Origin of the sequence: Paraburkholderia polaris (assembly GCF_012927345.1) — a bacterium.
Lineage (GTDB): Bacteria > Pseudomonadota > Gammaproteobacteria > Burkholderiales > Burkholderiaceae > Paraburkholderia > Paraburkholderia polaris.
The window spans coordinates 65,774-87,596 of record NZ_JABBGJ010000047.1 but is presented as its reverse complement, the minus strand read 5'-3'; the positions used below and the strand labels follow the sequence as shown (position 1 = coordinate 87,596).

At 59.8% G+C, this 21,823-nt stretch carries 16 protein-coding genes and 4 pseudogenes; 11 read left to right on the top strand and 9 right to left on the bottom strand.

The window, feature by feature from the left end:
- Positions 1-403: 403 nt before the first annotated feature.
- Positions 404-1,288: a LysR family transcriptional regulator gene (locus HHL24_RS34730; RefSeq protein ID WP_169489801.1), complete on the bottom strand. Its 885-nt coding sequence runs from the start codon at positions 1,286-1,288 to the stop codon at positions 404-406.
- A 124-nt stretch (positions 1,289-1,412) separates the two neighbouring features.
- Between HHL24_RS34730 and argC the strand changes: the two genes are divergently transcribed.
- The 10 genes from argC to HHL24_RS34685 all read left to right on the top strand — a co-directional run bounded on the left by argC (position 1,413) and on the right by HHL24_RS34685 (position 13,932).
- Positions 1,413-2,339 (top strand): N-acetyl-gamma-glutamyl-phosphate reductase, encoded by a 927-nt coding sequence (gene argC / locus HHL24_RS34725; protein ID WP_169489800.1) that lies wholly within the window; start codon positions 1,413-1,415, stop codon positions 2,337-2,339.
- A gap of 826 nt (positions 2,340-3,165) precedes the next feature.
- Entirely contained in the window at positions 3,166-3,606 is a 441-nt protein-coding gene (locus tag HHL24_RS34720) for a (2Fe-2S)-binding protein (protein WP_169489799.1), read from the top strand.
- Entirely contained in the window at positions 3,590-5,797 is a 2,208-nt protein-coding gene (locus HHL24_RS34715) for a xanthine dehydrogenase family protein molybdopterin-binding subunit (RefSeq protein ID WP_169489798.1), read from the top strand. Before HHL24_RS34720 ends, HHL24_RS34715 begins: the two co-directional genes overlap by 17 nt.
- Positions 5,798-5,838: 41 nt before the next feature.
- Complete coding sequence (locus HHL24_RS34710) at positions 5,839-6,186, top strand: c-type cytochrome (protein WP_169489797.1); 348 nt, start codon at positions 5,839-5,841, stop codon at positions 6,184-6,186.
- A 121-nt stretch (positions 6,187-6,307) separates the two neighbouring features.
- Complete coding sequence (locus tag HHL24_RS34705; RefSeq protein ID WP_169489796.1) at positions 6,308-7,381, top strand: porin; 1,074 nt, start codon at positions 6,308-6,310, stop codon at positions 7,379-7,381.
- Positions 7,382-7,407: 26 nt separating this feature from the next.
- Positions 7,408-8,370 carry an AraC family transcriptional regulator gene (locus HHL24_RS34700; protein WP_169489795.1) on the top strand — a complete coding sequence of 321 codons (963 nt, stop codon included), beginning with the start codon at positions 7,408-7,410 and terminating at the stop codon, positions 8,368-8,370.
- Positions 8,324-8,995 carry a helix-turn-helix domain-containing protein gene (locus tag HHL24_RS34695; protein WP_329606787.1) on the top strand — a complete coding sequence of 224 codons (672 nt, stop codon included), beginning with the start codon at positions 8,324-8,326 and terminating at the stop codon, positions 8,993-8,995. Before HHL24_RS34700 ends, HHL24_RS34695 begins: the two co-directional genes overlap by 47 nt.
- A gap of 1,106 nt (positions 8,996-10,101) precedes the next feature.
- Positions 10,102-10,803 carry a hypothetical protein gene (locus tag HHL24_RS44870; RefSeq protein WP_329606786.1) on the top strand — a complete coding sequence of 234 codons (702 nt, stop codon included), beginning with the start codon at positions 10,102-10,104 and terminating at the stop codon, positions 10,801-10,803.
- 140 nt (positions 10,804-10,943) lie between these two features.
- The gene (locus HHL24_RS45175) at positions 10,944-12,551 is read left to right on the top strand and encodes an NAD(P)-binding protein (RefSeq protein ID WP_407947541.1); all 1,608 of its coding nucleotides are present in this window, start codon (positions 10,944-10,946) and stop codon (positions 12,549-12,551) included.
- Positions 12,552-13,458: 907 nt separating this feature from the next.
- Complete coding sequence (locus HHL24_RS34685; RefSeq protein ID WP_230417684.1) at positions 13,459-13,932, top strand: hypothetical protein; 474 nt, start codon at positions 13,459-13,461, stop codon at positions 13,930-13,932.
- 610 nt (positions 13,933-14,542) lie between these two features.
- Here the strand turns inward: HHL24_RS34685 and HHL24_RS34680 are convergent.
- The 7 genes and pseudogenes from HHL24_RS34680 to HHL24_RS45170 all read right to left on the bottom strand — a co-directional run.
- Positions 14,543-15,151, bottom strand: a pseudogene (locus tag HHL24_RS34680) (DUF2242 domain-containing protein); the annotation flags it as partial.
- A gap of 512 nt (positions 15,152-15,663) precedes the next feature.
- A complete protein-coding gene (locus tag HHL24_RS34675) occupies positions 15,664-16,170 on the bottom strand; it encodes a hypothetical protein (RefSeq protein ID WP_230417683.1) in 507 nt (168 codons plus the stop codon).
- A 1,060-nt stretch (positions 16,171-17,230) separates the two neighbouring features.
- A complete protein-coding gene (locus HHL24_RS34670) occupies positions 17,231-17,677 on the bottom strand; it encodes a DUF7686 domain-containing protein (protein WP_230417682.1) in 447 nt (148 codons plus the stop codon).
- A 6-nt stretch (positions 17,678-17,683) separates the two neighbouring features.
- Positions 17,684-17,812 (bottom strand): annotated as a pseudogene (locus tag HHL24_RS45340) (DUF7685 domain-containing protein); the annotation flags it as partial.
- Positions 17,809-18,345: a hypothetical protein gene (locus HHL24_RS34665; RefSeq protein ID WP_169489791.1), complete on the bottom strand. Its 537-nt coding sequence runs from the start codon at positions 18,343-18,345 to the stop codon at positions 17,809-17,811. The pseudogene HHL24_RS45340 and the gene HHL24_RS34665, both read right to left, overlap by 4 nt.
- 15 nt (positions 18,346-18,360) lie before the next feature.
- Positions 18,361-18,912 (bottom strand): hypothetical protein, encoded by a 552-nt coding sequence (locus HHL24_RS34660; protein WP_169489790.1) that lies wholly within the window; start codon positions 18,910-18,912, stop codon positions 18,361-18,363.
- Between the two features lie 38 nt (positions 18,913-18,950).
- A pseudogene (locus HHL24_RS45170) lies at positions 18,951-19,520 on the bottom strand (site-specific integrase); the annotation flags it as partial.
- Between the two features lie 382 nt (positions 19,521-19,902).
- Between HHL24_RS45170 and HHL24_RS34655 the strand changes: the two are divergent.
- A complete protein-coding gene (locus HHL24_RS34655; RefSeq protein ID WP_169489789.1) occupies positions 19,903-20,172 on the top strand; it encodes a DUF1488 family protein in 270 nt (89 codons plus the stop codon).
- A gap of 214 nt (positions 20,173-20,386) precedes the next feature.
- Here HHL24_RS34655 and HHL24_RS34650 read toward each other — a convergent pair.
- Positions 20,387-21,822 (bottom strand): annotated as a pseudogene (locus HHL24_RS34650) (ISNCY family transposase).
- Between the last annotated feature and the right edge of the window lies 1 nt (position 21,823).

The window sequence follows — 21,823 nt, the reverse complement described above, 5'->3', positions numbered from 1 at the left end:
CGCTAATCAAGCATAGACCCCTTGGAGGCCGAACGGAGTTCCGCCAGTTGCAGCCTGTGTTTTGGCGGGCGATGCGAGGGGATACTCATCGACATCGAACGGTAGTCTGGTGTGCTAACGTGTTATGGCCCCATGTCGCAGTTGGATGACCGGTTTTTTAACGCATGATTGGCTCGTTCGGGCCAGCAACGAACGGTCGGAACGCCTGTCTGAGCGGATCAAATTGGCCGCGCGCCGCGTCACGCAATGCGCATACTTACCTCGGCCTTGCACGACTACGATCGGCAGCACGCGACCCAATTCGGTCTGTCAAATTTCTACAAACCGGCCATTCGTTCGTCGTGGCGTGCAATAGGCTACTGTCCCATCGCGAGAACGAACCGAAGCGACAAATGGCAAATTCCTACGCCAATCGCAGATCCCACAACGCATCGAGTACATGTTGCGTGGAACGCTCGACATGCCCCGCACGATGCGCAATGCCGAGCCGACGCCACAACGCCGGACGCAGCGGACGCATGACAATGCGCCTGTCGGGTAATGGCGTAGTGGCCTCATGAGGCAACAGCGCCGCGCCATATCCTGCCGCTACCAGACTCTTGATCGCATCGTTGTAGTTGAGCTGAATGCGCGGCGCGGGATGGTGCCCTCCGGTCGCAAACCACTCCGCAGTCAGACGCGAGAGACGCGTGGTCGCATCATTAAGAATGAGAGGTTGAGCGGCGAGCCATTCAGGCGTAATGCGAGCCGGACACCGCCAATGCGCCGGCACAAAGGCCATCACGGGGTCGCGGCGCCAAGGCTTTATCACGAGTCCAGCCGCCGGAGGCTGAGGCAGTGCGACCAGTCCAACATCCAGCGTCCCATCCGCCAATCGGGTTAGCGTTTCATGCGAGGTGAGTACCGCGATCTGAATATCGATAGCGGGATGGTGCTCACGCAGCACTTCGAGCGCTTGAGGCAACAGGTGCGCAATCGCGCCGGTCGATGCTCCGAGCCGAACGCGTCCGACAAGCCCTTGAACCTGGCGGTGAACATCGTCTAACGCCTGTTCCGCGTCGGCCAGCAGTCGACGCGCGCGCTCGACCAACAACTCGCCTGTTGCCGACGGCCGAACATGTCCACGCTTGCGCGACAGGAGCGGAGCCCCGATGCGCTCTTCCAGTTCAGCGATGTGGAGGCTGACCGTTGGTGGCGCCAGATGCAACGCACGCGCCGCGTCGGCGAATGAGCCACGGTCGGCAATAGCGACCAGGGTGCGCAAGCGGTCCAGGCTGATCTCTCGCATGTCGGCGTCCAGATTCAGAAAAACTGAATATCCACGTTATGAAATTCAACTTTCGCTATTCTAGCGGTGCGCGGAAGATAACAGGCTCGTTCCACTTGTTACCAGTCACCGGAGTAGTCCGCGCATGAGCTCTCCCCTTGTTTTCATCGACGGCGACCAAGGCACCACCGGGTTGCAAATTCACGAACGGCTTCGCGACCGGACCGATCTGAAACTTGTCACGCTTCCCGCGGCGGAACGCAAGGATTCCAAGCGTCGCGCCGAAGCCATCAACGCCTGTGACATCGCCATCCTCTGCCTGCCCGATGGCGCCGCGCGCGAGGCGGTGGACGCCATTGTTAATCCTGCCGTCAGAGTAATCGACGCAAGTTCCGCCCATCGCACACAGCCGGACTGGACATACGGCTTTCCGGAAATGACTCTGGGACAGGCTGAGCGCATTGCGGACGCACGTCGGGTCACCAATCCAGGTTGCTATCCGACCGGTGCAATTGGCTTGCTGCGTCCCCTGCTGCACGCCGGGCTCATACCAGGCAACTACCCGGTCAGCATTTACGCGGTGTCTGGTTACTCCGGACGCGGGCGTGTCGGCGTCGAAGAACACGAGGGGCCGGGTGCTGTCAACGCACCGTCGTACCAGGTATATGGTCTGGAGCTCGCGCACAAGCACACCCCGGAGATCCAGCAGCACGCCGGACTCGCGCAGCGTCCGATTTTCGTCCCTGCGTATGGTGCGTTCCGTCAGGGCATCGTGCTGACGGTGCCCTTGGATGTGCGGCTGCTGGCACCCTACGTAGACGGCGCCACGTTACACGCGTGCCTCGCACGCCACTATGCCGAGGCGGCCCACGTACATGTCTTGCCGCTGCACGAATCGTGCGTCTTAAAGCAGCTGGATCCGCAAGTACTGAACGGTACGGACGATATGCGCTTAAGCGTGTTTCCTAACATGGAACACGGGCACGTTCTGCTATCCGCGGTTTTCGATAATCTCGGCAAAGGCGCAGCCGGCGCTGCGGTTCAGAACCTGAACCTGATGCTCGCGCAGTAATGGTGGCCGATGGCTTACGCTAATGTTTGGCTGCACCTATATGCCAACGATTGTTGGCAATCTGGTCGTGGCCGTCGAATGTCTCATACTGGCCGACTGTACGCCTTCAGCCTCCCGCACCGTAAGCCGCCGGTCGGAACGATTCGCCCGGGCCAGTGGCCGCTTTATGGCGTCGTAACTCAGCGGGTGCAACCGGCCAAGTGTTGTCGTTCGCGCAACACACGAAGCCGTCATTCCGATGGCGGGTTCACTTCGGAACCTGCCGGATGCTCAGTGTGAGCAACTCGGCCTTTGCCGTCATTCGGGTGGACTGGGTTCTATGTCAGCAATGTCATGGATTGCTGACGGTGGCGGCATCGAGCAGTCCGATGGCAGCTTCCTGCGTTCACGAACTCACACTCCCGACCCTAAAGAGACATCCGACGCTCCGACTCGCGGCCGTCAGCGAATGGCTGTAAGGCGGACATTTGGGAAGCCTGCGTGGGCTCTATCTAGCCAACGCGACGGTCGCGCGGGCATGAGCGTGTTTTGCCAGAGTCGTTTTCGATAACCAAGTCTCAGTGGGCACTAGCACGCGGAAGCAGTTGCCCGCTGTGAACACCGCCCGCTAGCGGCCGGCCATCAACTCCGGCGTCTGCCTTCCGCTCTCTCTCTCTGCCGGCCTTCGGGTTGCGCTGTTTCGTCTGATCTATAACCGTGGACGATCGGCAACTTTTTTGAGAGCCAAGGTCATTGGCGTGGAATTTTGTGCCACCAAGAATCTCCCTATCGCCCCCAAGCCATCCATCGGATGAGCGCCCGGGAGGCAAAACGTGGGAGACAAGAGATGCGATTCACCTTGAACGCGCAACCGTTTGATTTCGATGGCGACCCGGACACGCCCTTGCTGTGGGTCATCCGGGATGCGGCCAAACTGAGCGGGACCAAATACGGTTGCGGAATCGGCGCGTGCGGCGCATGTACGGTCCATCTGGACGGCGAGGCCACGCGTTCGTGCGTGCTGCCGGTGTCAAGTGTTGCTGGGAAGTCGGTCACCACGATCGAGGGCCTGTCGCACGACCGCTCGCACCCGGTTCAGCAGGCGTGGATCCAGAAAGACGTGCCACAGTGCGGCTACTGCCAGTCTGGCATGGTGATGGCGACCGCCGCGTTGCTCGCGCACAACGCCAAACCGACGGACGCGCAGATCGACTCGGCCATTACCAATTTGTGCCGCTGTGCAACCTACCAGCGCATCCGCGAGGCGATCCATGTCGCGGCCCGGTAACGTTGTTGGAGGCAATGGCGCCAACCGGACCGGCACGTCGCGCCGTGACTTCCTGAGAACCGGGCTCGCAATCGCCGGTAGCCTGGTGCTGCCTCTGAGCGCCAGCGACGTCCTATACGCGGCCGACAGCGGAGAGCGTTTTCACGAGATCAACGACTGGGTGCGCATCGATCCGGACGGGCGCACCGTGATTGGACTGTCACAGGCCGAGGTCGGACAGGGCGTCTACACGGGGCTGCCGCAAGTGCTGGCCGACGAAATGGATGCAGACTGGCGGCAGGTGTCGGTTGAGTTCGTCACTGGGCGCGACGCTTACCGGATTGCCGCCGCGAACGAAGCACCGCAGCAGTTCGTTGGCGCCTCGATGTCGGTCACGATGTTTTACACCCGTTTGCGTATCGCCGGCGCGCAGGCGCGCGAAGCATTTCTGCAGGCTGGCGCCCTACGCTTCGGTGTGCGCGCGACGCAATGCGTGACGCGCAGCGGACGCGTCGTGCATCTGCAAACCGGACACACGCTCAGTTACGGCGAACTCGTGGCCGACGCCGCCCGAATCGCGCTGAATCCGCATCCCCGCCTTAAGCCTGAGTCCGCGCATTCGCTGATCGGGCAGTCACTACACAAACTCGACGTACCAGCGAAGGTGGATGGCAGCGCGGTATTTGGCATCGACGTGCAGGTGCCGGACATGCTGATTGGTGCGCTGAAGATGGCGCCGACGCTCGGCGGCAGGCCGCTGGGCGTCGGCAACCTGGACGAGGTGCGCGCGCTGCCGGGCGTAATCGAAGTGGTGGTCGCAAAGGATGCGGTCATCGTGGTCGCCCAATCTTACTGGCAGGCCAAGAAAGCTTGCGACGCCGCCGACGTGCAATGGGACCCGGGCCAGGCGGGCGCTTTCGACAGCGCAACGATCCTCGCACAGCGCAAAGGCGCGCTGCAGTCCGGCGACGCGGTTGTGGCCACGAAGACGGGCCAGCCGGAGCCGATTTTCGCGGCCGGCCATGCGACGGTCCAGGCGGACTATCACACACCGTACATCGTTCACGCGACGATGGAGCCCGTGAACGCAACCGTTCATGTGCGCGAACACGACATCGAGGTGTGGGGGCCAATCCAGGGGCAGGACAAGGTGCGTGGGACTTTGGCCGCGATCTTTAAGGTGCCGGCGGACAAAGTGATCGTCAACACCACGTTCCTTGGCGGCAGTTTCGGGCGCAAGTATTTGCCGGACTTTGTCGTGCATGCCGCGGTGGCTTCGCACGCGGTGAAGCGTCCGGTCAAGGTGATCCGCTCGCGCGAGGACGACATCCGGCACGGCTTCTATCGCCCTGGCGTGTCCGCGCGCTTCCGCGCGGTGCTTGGCAAAGACGGCTTGCCGCTCGCCCTGCACGCGCGAGTCGTTGGTCAGTCGCTGTACGCGTCGATCAAGCCTGATTTCTTCAAGAAGGCGGGCGGCTGGGACGAAACGATGCTCGATGGCATCTACGACCTCTCCTACGTCGTGCCGAATCTGCTTGTCGATTCGGTTGCGCTACCCCAGCCAATTCCGGTCAGCTTCATGCGCAGCGTAGGCAGCACGTCGAGCGTGTTCTTCCTCGAAAGCTTTATCAACGAACTGGCGCATGCAGCGAGTATCGACCCCCTGCGCTACCGGCGCGCGCTATTACGCAACGATCCACTCGCGCTGAACGTCCTCGACCAGACCGCGGCTAAAGCGAACTGGTTCGGCAAAGCGCCGGCGGGACTCTCACGTGGCGTCGGCTACTGTCTGTACACGGGACGCGGCGGCGCTTTTACCACCTATGTTGCGACGATCGCCGAATTGCGGCTCATCGATGGCCGCGCGAAGCTGGAGCGGATTGTGTGCGGCGTCGATTGCGGCCGGGCGATCAATCCGCTGCTGATCCGCGAGATGATCGAAGGGGGGATTGGCTTCGCGCTGACCAACACGTTCAAGAGCGAGATTACTTTCGCGGAGCGCGCGGTGGTGCAAGGCAATTTCTCCGACTACCCGCTGCTTTACCTGTCCGAGATGCCGAAGATCGACGTCGTGATTGTCGATAGCGACCGCGCGCCTCAGGGCTGCGGTGAGGTCTCGCTCCCTCCGGTTGCTCCGGCTGTCGCCGACGCCCTGTTCCGCGCGAGCGGTACGCGGCTTCGTTCGATGCCGCTATCGCAGGCGCTCGCCTGAGCGCCGCAAGTTTAATCCTGATTGCCACTTTGGAAAGCCACATGGTCCGAATCAACCCGTTTGCTCTTCCCCTGATCGTCTCGTGCATTGCCGCGCCAGCGCTTGCGCTTGCGCAACAAACTATCGAACCAGCCCGTGCGCAGCAGCTCGCGAGCCAGCATGCGTGCTTTGGCTGCCATGCAATCGACAGAAAGCTGGTCGGTCCCGCGTATCGCGACGTCGCGGCCAGATACGCGGGCCATCAAGGCGCATTCGATCAACTCGTGCAACACGTTGAGAACGGCAGTGCGGGCGTATGGGGCAGTGTGCCGATGCCGCCGAACCACATCGACCACAACGAAGCGCAAGCGATCGTCCAATGGATTCTAGCCGGCGCCAAGAACCGGTAATCCACCACTCTGGCTTCGACTTGCATCTGCGCCGCTTTTAGTAGATGCAGAAATATGGTTAGTCAAACCTGATGTTTCGCTCCAATTTACTCTGTACTACATATAATACCTGGGGATCTGGATGAAAAAGAAAGTGACCGCCGCTTTGTTATTCGCGGCAACGGGATTTGCTTACGCCCAAAGCAGCGTCACGCTGTACGGGATCGTCGATACCGGTATTCAGTATTACAACAACGCGGCAGCAGGCGGCTCGGTAGTCGGCATGCCATCGCTGACCGGCGAGGTGCCGTCGCGTTTCGGCATCAGGGGCGTCGAAGATTTGGGGGGCGGCTTCAAGACCTTTTTCGTGCTTGAGAACGGTTTTGCATTGAACAACGGTGCGCTTAACTACGGTGGCCGGCTATTCGGCCGCGCGGCGAATGTCGGGGTGAGTTCGCCATACGGCGCGTTGACGTTGGGCCGGCAGATAAACATGTCGATGTACGTGTTGTTCAACGCGGACGTGATCGGGCCGTCGATCCATTCGATGGCAAGCTTCGACAGCTATCTGCCGAATGCGCGCAGCGATAACGCGGTCGGCTATCTCGGCAAGTTCAATGGTTTCACGCTAGGCGGAACCTATAGCGACGGGCGCGACGCCGCTGGGCCGGCTGGGCCGTCGGCGACAAACTGTGCGGGACAATTGGCGGGTGACCCGGTCGCATGCCGTCAGTACACGGCGATGCTTGCCTACGATGCGTCGCAGTTCGGCTTGGCGGCCTCGTATGACGTGATGCGCGGCGGCACCGGCGCTTCCGCGCCCTTGTCGAATAGCGGGTACACGGACACGCGCACGATCATCGACGCCTACGTGAAGTTCAGCGCCGCCAAGCTCGGCGCCGGCTGGATCAGGCGCAATACGTCGGCCGCGACGCACAGCCAGTCGGACATCTATTTTGCCGGCGCCACGTACTACGCCACGCCGGCGCTGTCGTTCGACGCTCAGGCGCTGCGCTACCTGCAACGCCGACAGGCCGACGCGACGCTGCTGATAGGTCGCGCAAACTATTTGTTGTCGAAGCGAACCACGGTCTATTCTTCAGTGGGTTACATGCTGAATAGCTCGCTTGGCAACGAAGCGGTTTCTGCAGGCGGCACGGTCCGCACCGGAGAGAACCAGCTCGGCGTGATGATGGGCATTCAACAACGCTTCTGAACGCCGCAATACAAAGGAGGCAAGCGATGGCGACGGATTTGCTCAGCGACGTTCTCGCGGATTTGCGGGCGGATGCTGTCGTCACCGGACATTTCACGCTGACGGCGCCGTGGGCGTTCCTCAAGCCCGCAGTCGCCGGCGCGCCGTTCCGGACTTGCGTTGGTTGTCCCTTTTACGTCGTAGTGGCAGGCGAGGCGCCGGTCCTCGTCGAGCCGGGGGACTTTGTGCTGTTGCCGCATGGTCACGAACACATTATGTCGTCGTCGCTCGACGAGAAGCCGGTTCCGTTCGATCTACTTATGTCCGGCAAAGGTATTCGTCCGCGCTTCGACACACCGCTCGAATTCTCAGCCGGCGGTGGCGGCGACCTCAGCAACCTGTATACCGGCATCGTTGTGTATCGCGATACGTTCCGCAGCCCGTTGTTCTCGGTCCTGCCGCCGCTAATCCATGTACGCGCGAAAGATCCAGCGGTCGCGCCGTGGCTTGCCAGCACCTTGCAGAGTTTCATCCAGGAATCGATGTCGTGCCAGCCTGGCTGGGCTGTTGCAGCAGCCAGGCTCGCGGATGTGCTGTTTGTGCAGTTGTTGCGCGCACATCTGTTCTCGTCAGCAAATCATACGGGGTGGCTGCGGGGACTGACTGATCCACAGATCGGCAAGGCAATGGCGCTGATCCATCGCAGTCCGCGCGAGGAATGGAGCGTGGCCAGCCTCGCGGCGGCATCGGGCATGTCGCGCTCGCGGTTCAGCGCTCGCTTTGCCGAACTGGTTGGCCAGACGCCGATCGGCCATCTGACCGCGTATCGAATGTACTTGGCGAGCTGCGAACTGACCAACAGCAAACGCAAGCTGATCGAGATTGCTGAAAGCGTCGGCTACACCTCCGAAAAAGCGTTCGCACGCGCCTTTCATCGCTGGTCCGGATCAGCCCCAAAAAGATATGCGCGCGGCGCACACGATTTATATGATCTTGCAAAGAAAGGTTAGTGGTAAAAGGGCGGCGAACAAGGCCGGATCGTCTCGCTATTCAGTGCCGGCGCTTGAACGCGGACTGGCCATCATGCAGGCGTTTTCAGGCGGCCGTCCGCGCATCAGAAACTCGGAACTGGTCGCATATGTCGGCGCGCCGCGCAACTCAGTGGCGCGGCTGGTGCGAGTACTGGTCGAATATGGGTTTCTCGTCGACGATACGAACGGCGCGCTGACGCCAGGGCCCGCGGCCTCACGCATTGCGGCAGCGTATGTGGGCGGCCTGCCGGGGCTCGCACATGCGCTGCCGATCCTGCAGTCGCTCTGCGAACGCACCGGCAGGGCGACGCAATTGCTGGTGGCTGACGGCGACGAGGCGGTCGTGGTCGCGCAGGCGGTACCGTCGAGACCAGATCCCGGGTGTCTCGCCAGTCGTGTCGGCGCCCGGTTTGCGCTGCTCGCGCGCCTGCCAGCGCCACCATCGCCGCGTGATGGGCTTACGGTTGTCGCCAGCGCCGGGTTGCCGGTGCCCGCTGCGGTGAGCTATGAGCATGCGCTGCGCACCGCGTGGATACTCGGCCCCGCCGGCACTGCGCGCGACGCCGGCAATACCGGTGCGTTGCCGGGATATCTTAGTGCGTAGCGGATCGGTATCGTCGCGGTGTCGGCGTTACTGGCGGATCGCGCCGATTCTTCGCTGGCGGTCGGACTTGCGTTCGAACCCCAGGATGACGTCGAATGGCGCAGCGCGATTCAAGCGGCGGCAGCGGCAGCGCAGGAACTCGAAGCTGCGAGTGAGCCATCATCCGCAGAGCGCTGACGATGGATAGCGTCGATCTTGAAGTTCTGACAATGGGCGCGCGGCAACGTCTTCGTCCGGACGATACGTGCCGCACGGCGGCGGACAGGTGACAGGTGGCTGTCGGTGCGCCGTGTGTGCACGCATTTGGCCGGGCGCTGTCGCAACGCGAATCTCCGCAAATGGCTCCTATATGAAGAGCACCGGACACTCGGAAGTGTAGCTTCCGCAATGAGCCACGGACTGCTTATGGCCGGGTGCACTCACTGAGCGTCGACGCCACAAAGCGGCCACCGGCCTGAGTGAACTTTCCCGACCGGCAGCTCACGAGGCAAGAGGCTGGATGAGTACAGTCGGCCAACAACAGGCACTCGTGACTTTCATTCACGTGGCCGTTCTCCATCCGAAATCGGACACCGAAGTTTCGACTGTGCAAATTCACGATAGCGGTATGGCCTTCCGCGGATACCGGACTGATATCGATTCGCCTTGCCGCATGCTTTAACCCAGCGCTTCCCCAAAATCAATATCGCCGTTGGGGCGCGGGATCTGCAGACCATCTACATCTCGCTCGCATCGGACAATAATTAACGACAGGAGCCCATCGTTAACGTCATACGGATCTTGCAGAGCATGCGACAGTCGCAATTTTGGGTCGTGATACTTGGGCCTTAACATGAACGACACAGCAGATGGCAGAGGTACATGTGGTGTACGATCATTGACCGCATCATGACGTTACACTGGACACGCGCTGGAACAACTCGGTCGATCGGGTTTGCGTTTTAAACGATTACAGACAACTGCCCAGGGGCATCGCCTCCCTAATACGGTGAGTGTAGAATGACTGATTGAGGTCACTTTTTACATCGTGAAAAGACGACTTCCGCGCTGCCGCAATCTGACGTTTCATCACCGGCCAAGGAAGCGGCGCAACGGAGAGTTTCCAAATGAAGATGACGGCATTCGAGTTCGAGCGGGGCGTCAAATGGATCGAGAGTGAAGGTTTACTTATAGCTCTTGTGCCGCGCCCCGATGTTCTCCAGTCTGCACTCGATCTCCTCACGGAAAAGCTCAGTATCCGCCGAACCAAGAGGCCGAGCGTGGGTGGGCTGCTGCTTCTGAATCCGTCTCAAAGATGGAACTTGTTTTCGGATGGTGCAGATGCCGGTGGGCCAGACTTTGCACGCTGGGCTCGAGACAAAGGGCTTCGAGACCTCCGTATCGGCCTAGGCATGGCAGATAACGATGATCTGGAGACGGCGGCTAAGGTTCGTCTCCGGACGTTTCAGGATGCTGTCGATTGGGCGAAAAAAAATTCCCCTCCTGCTCCTGCGTCCGAAGAATTGACCGACGCGCCCCGCCGGAGCACTGAACGGATGAATATTGAGGCTCTACAGCCCATGCTTGAGTCTGCAGGCCTAGTTTGGGTAAATACTGACAGTGAGAAGTTGAGGAAAGCCCAGGAGGCTGCGGCTGCGGCTGCGGCTGCGGCTGCCGATGCCGATGCCGATGCCGATGCCGATGCCGATGCTGCTGCCGCGGTTAAGCCTTCGCAGTCGGGTTCGGCCCTTAGCCGTGGCCCTCGCCAAGGTCGACCGCCTCGCGCCACTGAAAACGACGCGAACGTCGAGCACAGCAAAGGCCATTGAGCCTTTCGCGTATCTTTTCTGACTAACGTCGACATACCGTGCTTCACTCGTTAGCGACTGTTTGAGTGCGCTCTGAGAGGCAAGACAAGCCTCATTCGAAGCGCATCGGGCCGGTCTCAGTGACAAACCGGAAAATAATAATGTCAAGAGCGTCTCAGGTACTAGGCCTTCATCAGATCACTCCGAGGTGTTTTGATCTCACGAGAGTCCGCACGGGAAGTGTGCGCGATCAGTTATTGCGCGCGGCTTTAATGTGTGACGCATTGCTTTCGGCGGGGATAGTTGACGTGGAGGTAACGGATGAACGCGCTCGAAGCCTCCTAGTTTTAGGAGCGGGGGTTGCTGGCGTCGCGTTAGCGCTCTCGGCGGCAGAACGCGGAGCGCACGTAACAGTAGTCGAACGGGACACTGAACCCTTTGGGACCTTGCGAGACTGCTACTGGCGGACGGTCGACCCTACCGAGTACGATTGGCCTCATGACCATTGGCATCTCGGCAAGCTACCGATTCCGAATCCGCACTCGTCAAGACCTAGCGTGTCTTTACCGTTGGCTCCCAGTCGCCTGTCTGGATTTGAACTAGCACTGGTTTGGCTCAATGCGAATGAAGATGCTTTGTACTCTGCTGCCATACGTGCAGGCAGGGCAGTAGCGTATGGCAAAGGTAGGATGAGAATCCTCTATAGCCACGACGCAGACGAATTGACGATTGATGATGCTTCCGCGGCTCGAACAAGCGCGAAGCGTAGCAAGGGACAGCCGATGTCTGATTTGACGAAATTGGACAGATCGAACTTAACCCGCGTTTCGGCCACATCCGGCTCCGGATGGCCCAGTGCGGATTGGATCGACGAAGAGTTTGCAGCGGTTGTGAGCTGCGTTGGCCTTGGGACTGAGGTCACTTCAGGCAACGGGACGTGGACAGGATATATTGGACCGACGTTTTGGCGCGGGGACGATAACATGCGTCCGTCAAACTTTCTCTCGAGCCTACACGGTAGCATACCCACAAATATCCTGATATCGGGTTCCGGTGATGGTGCTATGCAAGACTTTCAGCGTGCCACGACGGGTTACTTCGGACGTGACTTGTACGACAAGATTGAGTCGTTTTTGGGCACTAAGCAATTCCAGCCCAAAGGTTTCATGCAAGATGCAATTTTGGCCGAGGACTTTGCACGACGGTCACATGCTTGGCGTCCGGATCAAGACAAGGCCGTCGGAACACTGAGGTATTGGCACCACTCATACGAGCGTGTCGTTAGCGAATTGTGGATAGAGTGGGACCCGTCAACTCGGTTAGCTCTCGCTCGCAACATTCTTAGACCGGAACTAATTAAGTTCCTAACAATGGGAGTTGGTTCAACCGTACGCGTCTTGTGGGTGATTAGGGAAGAGGTACCAACGTTCAGTTATGCCCTGAATCGCTTTCTTAGCCTCCTCACGTTGAAGCTGATGGACTATGTCACGTTGGGTCTAAAACCGCCACTACGATTTGGCTTACTGTCCCAGCATAAGATCGCGGCTATAAAGCCAGCATCACCAAGCTCTCACAGTTGTGGAACGCCTGCCGATTGCTATTGCGTCTCCCACGTGGTTACGCTCGCGCCCAACGTGAAAGGCTCGAGTCTCACGGACTTTGATGAAGAGTTTGATCTCATCTTGATTAGACATGGCCAGGAACCAACCGTATTGCTTGGTGGGGGCGCAGTCCCGGAGCAACAAGTGCCATTCGATTTTCCAAACTAGGTACTTCTAAACCGGCCGCCCTTCTTCGACCAGGGCGCTCGGAAATCGGCGTGCCTTTGCGCCTAGTGTCCACCGGTAACTGCGCGACAATCCACTGTGGTTCGTGATTCCTAGCAAATGTGGGGAGTTCGAGACGTAGTTGGGTGCCCGACAAGAACTGATTCTCTTGTGGCGGCAGATAAGGAACTCGACTTCCGCGTTTTCTGTATGAACCTGGAGCGCGTCTCGACGAACGCGAAATAATCGAAAAACCAACGCCAAGTTTGCATCGGATGCTGTTGAAAAAGTCTCGGCAGTTGGTTAGCGCACCGCAGGCCAGAAAATCAACCTCTCAGATCGGCCTACAAGCCGTTCGCGGGCCTCGGTTAAGGGCAAAGCGACCCATGAAAACCTCGCTATGTAGACCGTCGCCGACTTTTTTAACAGCATCCATCGGACAACGGCCATTCGCGCATGCGCGTTGAGAGGCTGTTCAGGGTCGAGAGTACGCATTCGCTCACACTGAACGAGACATTCGCGGTTGCTCAGATCCGAACGACAGGAAAGGGATCTGAAGCGGCCTCACAAACCGCGACGTCTGAACGTCAGCTCAGGCCGATGACCGAGCGTTCATCCTTTACGATTGGTTGGCCGGTTACGGGGTGTAGCCGACACTTGAACGTCCGAGCCACGACGCATGTGAACGGCGGTTTGTGGCCGAGGCTGTGTGAAAACGCACGCCGAATGCGTCGTTCGAAAAAATCGACCCTTCAGATCGCGTCGTATCGGGCTGCCAGCAACTCGGGAAGGGTAAAGCGACACCGGAAAACCGAGTACTTTTGCGTTTTCACACAGGCTCGGTCGACTATGGACAATCGCGGACAGAGGTTCGCTATAATTTCTCGCTTCCCCAGCCATAACGTCAAAAATGTCCTCCAGGCAAAGCAAGTCTCGCGGTGGCCAAGCCCGCAAGCCTCTGACGAAAACGCTTCTGTTGCCGATGGACCGGTCCTCTGCCAGTAAACGCTCGCTATCGTGTCATCTTGCACTGGCTGCTTGTCGTGACGGCCATGGCAATAGCCACCTGATCAACGAGCTCATGCATGCGGTGTACCTGAGCTGGTACCTGCAGCGCGCCGGTTATGGAAATCTGCCGCCCGAGCAGTTCAAGATCGCCGAATATGCCGTTGAGAACACCTTGGCGTACGCGCATGAGACCGGTAAATGGCGAATTGCGTCTGATGTCATCAGTGATTTCGAAACCCTGCTTTCGCTCTATGACGCCCAGCTCGCAAGCGCGCGACTGCATGAGGTCATGGAAGCCGAGCGACAGCTGAGGTGTTTTCTGACGGGGAAGAGCGACTCTCCGATTTCGATGTCGCCTCAGTCGAGACTCTGGTGATTTGCTTTCTGTGCGGAAATATAGATTGGAATCCTATATTTTACATAATTAAGGAACTCAATTGATAAGTCATCCGCTTGCAAACTGGTGGTCGTGAACAATGGCGCGTTACCGTGGACTGCCCAGCTGAGCGACTGCGTGCTCGAGGCGAATCCGTCCCGAGCGCGCTCGAGAAGGTGAGGCTCCGCCCATAGGACGTCGGCATACCGCCGGGATATGGTGCGAAATGCACGGCTTGCTTCTGATCAAAGCGCATCGACAAACAGGGCAGACTGCGCAGTACGGAGCCCGTTTTCGGACTATCTGCGCGCGGCGGTGGCCCAACGGGACGCTGCAGTTCGATGACGTGGTTCTCGCGACCAGGCAATTCCTGCACCCGATGCTGCGCGGGATCCATATGCGGCTGCTTTGCGCCACGAAACGGCGCCCCGCGCGTCCGAACGCGGCGACATCGCACGTCAGGTTGTTCGCATCTTCGTCGCTGGATGCAAGGCGGGAAAGTGAGCGGACGAAACGCGGCTCGAGCACAGGTTCGAGCGCGCGATACCGTCGACGCTTACTTGCCGCTCGTCGCCTTCTCCGGATCACTACCTGTCTGGGCTGCTCCGATCGTCGGCACGGCGTCGTTCATTGATGGCAGCGCCTCCTTCGGCGCCGCAGCGGTAGCAACAGCGGCAGGCTGGGCGGAGTCTGCCTTCAGGTAGTGATCGACTAGCGCGAAGAAACGCTGATAGAAAACGCCAGCAGGAATCGTCTCGCTCGCAACCTTCACCATCGAGTCATCGCTCGAGCCGATCGGCAGCGACAGCGATCCGAATACGCTTAGTCCGACGCTCGCCGACGTGTTGCTCTTCTTCAGCGCATAGCGATCCTGCACCGCGTTCACGTACGCCGTACTGCTGGTGCTTTTGGGGTCGTCGGTTGTGCAGACCACGTGGATTTCAATCACTGCGTGCGAATCGCTGGTGGGCTGGAAATTTTTCGATCCATCGACCGAATCGGGCCTCGTCGAACTGGCGATATATCCCTGGCTGAGCAACGCACGGCGGGCGGCTTCACAAGCGGGTTCCGCCTTCGCGCCGAACTTGTGCATATAGGGGCTATCGCCTGCGTCGAACTGTTCTTGCTGGTAAAGCGGCTTCGGCGTCGAGCACGCAGACAGTGCGCTCGCTAGCGCAAGCACGAAAGCCGCGGAGGAAAAGCGGAACTGAGTATGCATGGCTGAAAACGATGGATCGGCTTGAGCGGAGCAGGGGTCTGATGCCAGAAGGTCAGGGCGCCCAATGCTCTTGCGCGGCATGAGAGGGACACATCATGCGGCCGATCCGAAAGTGAATGGGCCGCGCTATTATAATTTTCTTTCCCTACAACAACCTTCGACGTTGTCGTGAGCGCAGGCCCGTCACGTGTACGGCGGATGTGGCAAGCCGATACGAGGGGGCGCATGATGCGGATCATACGATCGAGAAAAGGGCGCCGTGCCTTTCTGTGTGAAACCTGGACTGGAGCGGATGCGCGACCGAAGGGCACGCGTGTCCCTCGGCGTCCATCGTGTGCCCGGCAGGTGGAACGCGACCGACAAGCAGGTGGGCGCAACAGGTCAATCACGTGCCCGTCGCGCCCGTCAATGCGCAAAGCTCGACTTGAATGGATAAATCCCGGTTTGTCGATCCATCTCCGAGACCCGAGAATCGAAAACTGGATACCGTAGAGCGACCCTCGAGCGACCGTTTACAGGTGGCGGCACTTTTGTTGACCCAACGCGGTCTGATTTATGACGCGCGCCAAAGCACGTGACGGAGCCCATTGGCCTCCCTGTGCAATGAATCGGGAGGTCGCGTCGACCACCGTCTGGTTGCCGTCATCATCGAATACGGCAAAGACAGGTGCGACGGCCGATTCTGCGAGGGCAAATTGCTGCTTTTCGAACCTGCTCGTGTCGATGTGGCCTTCGGCATCGAAAGTGAGAATGGAAAACGTGTTCCGAACGACACGCACCGGGTTTCTGGCCTCAAGCTGGACCACGACACTGCCTATTCGCACTCGTTGCCCTGCAAAGACGGGCAGACAGTGGCTTGCCGGATCTCGCAGCATCCGGTCGAATCTGGTGTTCGACAACCGCCAGAGGGTATCGTCACGAGCGATCAGAAACGTTCGGCAAGAAAAACCCATGGTTTTGCCCCTTGCATCTACGGTGACGCTCGCGACGCCCGGCAAGATTTCATAATGTACCTTCACAGCAGGAAATTCGCCCCGGTACCTTCCACCGCGCGCATGAGCAAGATGGGCGCGACAGATAATCTTCGGACAACAATGTGCCGCTGAGATGCGGACTAACCGGCGCGCGTTAGCGCGATTGGCATCTACGCCGTCCGAGGCACCGATAGTTAAGCGACTTTTTTCCGGACAGCGGCTTGCGCGCTTGAGCTATCAGCTACCGGGCCAGACCCAGAGAGGAGGTTGTTCACGCGAGAGTGACCGGCATCGAGTTTAAGCCTAAGTGTGACCATGTGCGCGCGACGGTGGCCGCTCGGAAACCCCGATCAGTTGCCGATATAAATTTTGGCCACCCACTCACCGCCGTCGCGTTTGCCGCAGCGTTGCGATCCCGCAAAAGCTCACCGCCAGGACGGATATTACGAAATTTAAATGCAACTAACTGTCGGCCACAGTTACGTCAACTACAACGTCAAAACCAGCTTTGCAGACTGCCTCGCGGGGCAATCTGGCTTGCTCATCGAAGAAGGCCGGTCTCCCGTGCGGCCTCGCGAAGGACTCCTTTGTATGCAAAAAACTGGTCCTGTTATTTACGTAAGCCTGTTCCCGGTATCGAACGCCACGCTCCATGGTCACCCAGCATGCGGACCTGTTGTAGATTGGCTTAGAAAATCGTGGATGTTGCGTGTTGGCGGAAAAGTTTTGTGCACAATCTGCGACATAGGACTTGTTCTTTCGTGAATGTTCACGCCTTGCCGTGGGCGAGAGTGCAGGAACGACATTACAACAACCAGTGATTGTCGCAATGTTGTTAGGAATCCTTATAAAGTTACATAAAAGAAATGATTGATTTTGTTGACTTTCTAGTCAATCACAATCCAACTGCCGAACTTTTTTGTTGGCCGTGCGCACGGTTGCGTCGGCGCCGGGCGGACCGCGTAGAGATGCACTCGATGTAGTCGCGAGTTGCGTACACTGACGCAGGCTCGGCCAATGAGAGCAAAATTTCTGCAAAAATCGGCTCGATCCGTTGATCACAGGATGATTTTCAGTTCTGGCGCCTGCGGCGAAATCCCGGGAATCAAACGTCATCGGCCAGGTCCCTGAGCTCGAGCCTGAATTGCCAGCCTTCAAAGGCAGCGAGCATACGCCCGAAATCGTCCCAGCCGATTTCCCTGCCATCCACGACAACGACAGGAATGTCGCCGGATCCTGCCGGATCGGACGAAATCAGTCCCCGCACGGTTTGGTCACGGATCTGAAACTGGCTGCCATTGATTGCCAGATCCTTGACTGCCAACGTGCGCCTCATTTTTTCAACGAGGCGGCCAAGGAGGGTCAGCACGTCATCTTCCGGTTTGCCGATGATCCGGAATTCATAACCTGCGCGGAACCCGTCCTGAATCTCGAAGGCATCAAGGGCGAGCATGGTGCCCAGCAGACGCATCTGGAAATGGAACTGGTGCGCGTCGCCGGCGCAATCCACCATCCGGATGGGCTCGAGCCGCACGTTTTCGAAGTCAGTCACGCCATGGCGCCTCGCGACTTCGGCATTGAAACACTGGGTGCAAAGCAGGCGGTAACCGCCTTCGACAGAGCCGTAGTGGATTGCATCGTACGCAGCAGTGGGCTGCGCACACTGTTCGCATCGGTCTTGACTCATTTGGCTCTCCGTGGTCGGCCAGACGTAGACGGTTTTCTGGACGTGGGCGTGGGGACGAACGCGATGCAGTTCACGAGGTTGGCTGCGGCCAGCATCACGTACCTGTCACTGTCTTCCGGATCGATACGTTCAAGCCAGTCCGCCGTCCGTGCCCCTATGCATGCCAGCAGATTCTGCTCAGGATGGTTTCCCATGTATTGCCGCATCAGACGATCCTGCTGCGGCGGGCTCAGGTCTTCGCCCAGCCTGACGGTGGTCACGTAAATCCGCTGCTGCAATTCCTGATCGTCTTCTGTGATCAGCGGCCACGTCCGGCCCGACTCCTTCATCGCCTGAAAGCAGAGAAGCAGAAGCTCGATGACGAACTCCATCTTTTCCATCGAAACACCGAGCTTCGGAAGGACGAGAACCGAGCCGAGCATATGAGGCTGGGCAACGAATATTTCGTCGGTCAAGGCCTCTTTCTGTCGGAGGTTCATAGCCTCTACGGCTTTCATGGCCCGTGCCAGTGCCTCCAGCGAAATGCGGGTCATTCGGTTTTTCTCCTGTTACGGATGATGTGTGATTCGCTGGCCGGTTATCGCCGACCGGGCCTCCCTTTGGCGATTGGTCCAGGTGCGCACGTCGGCCGTCGCCGCGCCCGGAAATGCGCTGGAATCACGCTCTGGCCTCTCGCTGGCCGTTCGCTTGAGCGGCAGACAAGGGCGCAGGATCAGCGTACTGCATCCTTGCCGCCTGGGTACGGATGCCAGATTCCGCCGTCCGGTGGCGCGCCGGTCGAAGCGCAGGATGCCCTTGTGCGGAGAAGGTGAACCCCTCGCCTCGAGCCGGGCGCGCACCATGTGATTGACGTCGCTGTTGGGATAACCCGGATGTCCCGACGTGTCGGCCTCGTGGATTACGACACGGATCGCTTCTTCCTCCGTCAGATGACATTGTTCACGCTTGTGTCCATCGAACACGAATTCCGTCGCGATAAGCGGGAAGCCCTGACACCGGTTCGGATCATCATCATGGTCAGGCTGGATGTCGCCGCAGCGCCAGCAGCAGCCGGCGGCGCCGGGAAGTTCGACGCGAATATGGAAATCGGAATGGTTCATCGCGACTGGCGAAGCGGGGTTGCGCCGCTATTTGTGACTCAGGCTCGCCCGGGTTGCGGTTCCCGCCGCTTTCGTACGCCGGGTGCGTGGCGGCGGTCGTCCTCGGCGTACAGATGGATGCCGGTCGTCGCGATCGACGCGTGCCGCAGGTTTTTATGGATGAAGGGCAGGTCGGTGCCGACGTCCGTCTGATGAGAGTCGGCACTGTGACGAACCAGTGCGTCGAAGCGCGACGCAGCGTCGCGGCGCCGAGTGGATCGTCAGGCGCCAGCGCATCAGCGGCGCGCCGAAACACCGTCCTGACAATCAGGCAGATCGCCGCTGGCGTCAGATGTCACGCGTCATCGCCAGTGATGCGCATCACTGCCGGACCAGGCTCGTGGCACGACGGTACCGATGGCAGCCCTTGAAAGGCCTTGTACCGTGCAAAGTCGGCCCTCGCCAGTGCATCGACACCGGGAGCCCGCCTTCGGGCGTGGCCTTGCCGATGACGTGCAGCCACCATTTGCCGCGGCCGCTGGAAGAAGTCGGGCGCCCTGGCGTTCGCGGCTTCCAGGACGCGCAGCGCGGTGCAGGAGCCGGACCAGCCGGCGGCTGCGCTCGTTGTGCTACTCATCGCGCTCGTCAACCACCGAGGACGCTGTCAATGCCGCTTTGGTGTCTTCGGTAAGTCCAGCATCCGTGGAAACGATCGGCCATATGTGGTCCTGAAAAAGCTCACCGTAATGCGGACTGTCAATCACCCAACACGCAACTAACCGTCCATGCCAACTGCGCAAACATCAACCCGGAAACCGCCTGCAGGAGGATGGGCTCCATGAAACATGGTCTGGCACTAAATTTCCTCTGGCCATCGTCGTTCAGGGGCACCTGGTGGAACTGAATTGTGCTTCCGTCGACGATTGCGCAGCAGCTGGCTTCTGGTAGATTGATTGTGGCGCGGCGCAGTGCAACTACAGAAGACCGCGAACGATTTTGTTGAGGCAGGTTATGGAAGTTCATGAGCCCGCAGCCGCCGTCTCGCCGGATGGGCGCGCCGTGGTTTTTAAACTGTCTGTCCGCGGCCGCGAGGTCGAAGGCGCCGTTGCGCGTGACGCACTCGAACAGCATTTCTGGCTGACGCGTGGCGCCGACGCGGCGCGCACACTCAGGACATTTGAAACCGGCCGCAACCGCATCGTCGCGGTCGCACAAAGAAAGCACCTTGCGCGGCCGGACGAACCGCTGTGGCTGACCGTCGACGACTTTGTGACGCGGTAACCGACCGTTTGCAGGCTCCGGCGACCGTCGCGTTGTTACGTGTCTGGCAGAGATAAAAGCACGACCGTTCATGTCGAGGCTTTTTTGAAATGTCGGGGTCTGGGCTAATTAGAGATGTCTGATCTCAGGGGTTGGTGTGGAGTCTGTCTTTCACGGGTTTCAACTCATGCGGTGTTGAAGGACTGCTTATGAACGGCAGGGCGTGTCAGTCCGTTCAGTGTGCCCTTGCAGACCGACGGCCTGGTTTTGATGCTGCCTTTGGCTGTTTTGTGTGTTGCGTGGCGAGCTGCAGGATCGTTTCATTCAGATCGGTCTGCGTGAATGCGCGCGGCTTCTTCGTGCCGGGCGAGGCTGCCGGTTTGCGTACCGCCGCACCGCGATTCGTGCGTGACGGCGAGCCCGATACACGACGGTTATCGCGCTGCGCCTGCATCGCCTGCGCGACCTGCAGCGTATAACCCAGCCGCTTGTGCTCAACGACCGCCCCCTGGTCGATCTCCGCGAGCTTGTCGTACGGCACACAGGGCAGCGCCACGCCACCGGCACGCAGCTCGATGCGACCGTCCGGGTACTCCCATACATCGATGTAGTGGCCGATCAGCCGGCGGGTAGCCGGTGCGTCCTCCAGCAGCCAGATCATGAGGTCATTCAGCACCGTCAGCGATTCCGACACCTTGCGCATCACCCGCCAGGTCAGGATCGCGTCGAGATCCTCATCGTCACGCAGCGGCCGGTGCGCGTCGAACGTGCTCCGCGGCGGCTTCGCAAAGCGCGCCTTATAGGCGGCCATGAAGGCGGGCGCCCATGCATTTGCCGCTTCCATGGTCTGGATGCCGCGCAGCCGCAGTTCCTTCACGAGCCGGTCCTGCAGCGTCAGGTGGGCGCGCTCCACGCGCCCCTTGGCGGGGCTCGAGTTCGCGCAGAAGGTGTCGATACTGAGCTCGTACATCGCCCGGCCAAACTGCGTGACGCCCCGTGCGCCGTTGCGGCTGTACGTTGGCCGGAATACACTGGCCCGATCGCTGTAGAACGCCACCGGCTTGCCGTAGCGCTCCAGATACGCGCGTGTCGCCTCGAAGTAACTGAACGTCGACTCCGTGGCGTGAAATGCAGCGCCATCTGCCGGCTCGTGGCGTCGTCGACATACACCAGCAGCGTGCATGCAGGCGCCCGGTCCTCGAACCACCGGTGGTCGCTGCCGTCGATCTGCACCAGTTCGCCGAGGCACGCGCGCCGGGCACGCGGCTGATGGATCTTCGGTGGCCGTTGGCGGCGCGGCACCCACAGCCCGGCATCGCGCATCCAGCGCCGCACGGTTTCCTTCGCCAGCACCAGGCCATGACATTCGGCCAGCTTCTCGCACGCGAGTGTCGGTCCGAAATCGGCGTAGCGTTCACGCACGAGTGCCATGGCCCGTGCACGCAGATCGATGGGCAACTCACGGTTGCTCGGCTTGCCACGCTTGCCCGACACCAGCCCGGCTGGACCATCGGCCTCATAACGCCGGCACAGCCGGCTGATCTGCCGCTCACAGAGGTCCAGCCGCTCGGCTGCCTGAAAGCAGCGCAAGCGGCCTTCAATGACCGCCTCGACGACCTTGACTCGTTCCAGTTCGCGCATGGTTGCCGTGATCAGGCCACGCCCATTCATG

Coding starts and splice junctions, on each gene's coding strand:
- HHL24_RS34730 (WP_169489801.1), bottom strand. CDS start 1,288: ATGCGAGAGATCAGCCTGGACCGCTTGCGCACCCTGGTCGCTATTGCC.
- argC (WP_169489800.1), top strand. CDS start 1,413: ATGAGCTCTCCCCTTGTTTTCATCGACGGCGACCAAGGCACCACCGGG.
- HHL24_RS34720 (WP_169489799.1), top strand. CDS start 3,166: ATGCGATTCACCTTGAACGCGCAACCGTTTGATTTCGATGGCGACCCG.
- HHL24_RS34715 (WP_169489798.1), top strand. CDS start 3,590: ATGTCGCGGCCCGGTAACGTTGTTGGAGGCAATGGCGCCAACCGGACC.
- HHL24_RS34710 (WP_169489797.1), top strand. CDS start 5,839: ATGGTCCGAATCAACCCGTTTGCTCTTCCCCTGATCGTCTCGTGCATT.
- HHL24_RS34705 (WP_169489796.1), top strand. CDS start 6,308: ATGAAAAAGAAAGTGACCGCCGCTTTGTTATTCGCGGCAACGGGATTT.
- HHL24_RS34700 (WP_169489795.1), top strand. CDS start 7,408: ATGGCGACGGATTTGCTCAGCGACGTTCTCGCGGATTTGCGGGCGGAT.
- HHL24_RS34695 (WP_329606787.1), top strand. CDS start 8,324: ATGCGCGCGGCGCACACGATTTATATGATCTTGCAAAGAAAGGTTAGT.
- HHL24_RS44870 (WP_329606786.1), top strand. CDS start 10,102: ATGAAGATGACGGCATTCGAGTTCGAGCGGGGCGTCAAATGGATCGAG.
- HHL24_RS45175 (WP_407947541.1), top strand. CDS start 10,944: ATGTCAAGAGCGTCTCAGGTACTAGGCCTTCATCAGATCACTCCGAGG.
- HHL24_RS34685 (WP_230417684.1), top strand. CDS start 13,459: ATGTCCTCCAGGCAAAGCAAGTCTCGCGGTGGCCAAGCCCGCAAGCCT.
- HHL24_RS34665 (WP_169489791.1), bottom strand. CDS start 18,345: ATGACCCGCATTTCGCTGGAGGCACTGGCACGGGCCATGAAAGCCGTA.
- HHL24_RS34660 (WP_169489790.1), bottom strand. CDS start 18,912: ATGAACCATTCCGATTTCCATATTCGCGTCGAACTTCCCGGCGCCGCC.
- HHL24_RS34655 (WP_169489789.1), top strand. CDS start 19,903: ATGGAAGTTCATGAGCCCGCAGCCGCCGTCTCGCCGGATGGGCGCGCC.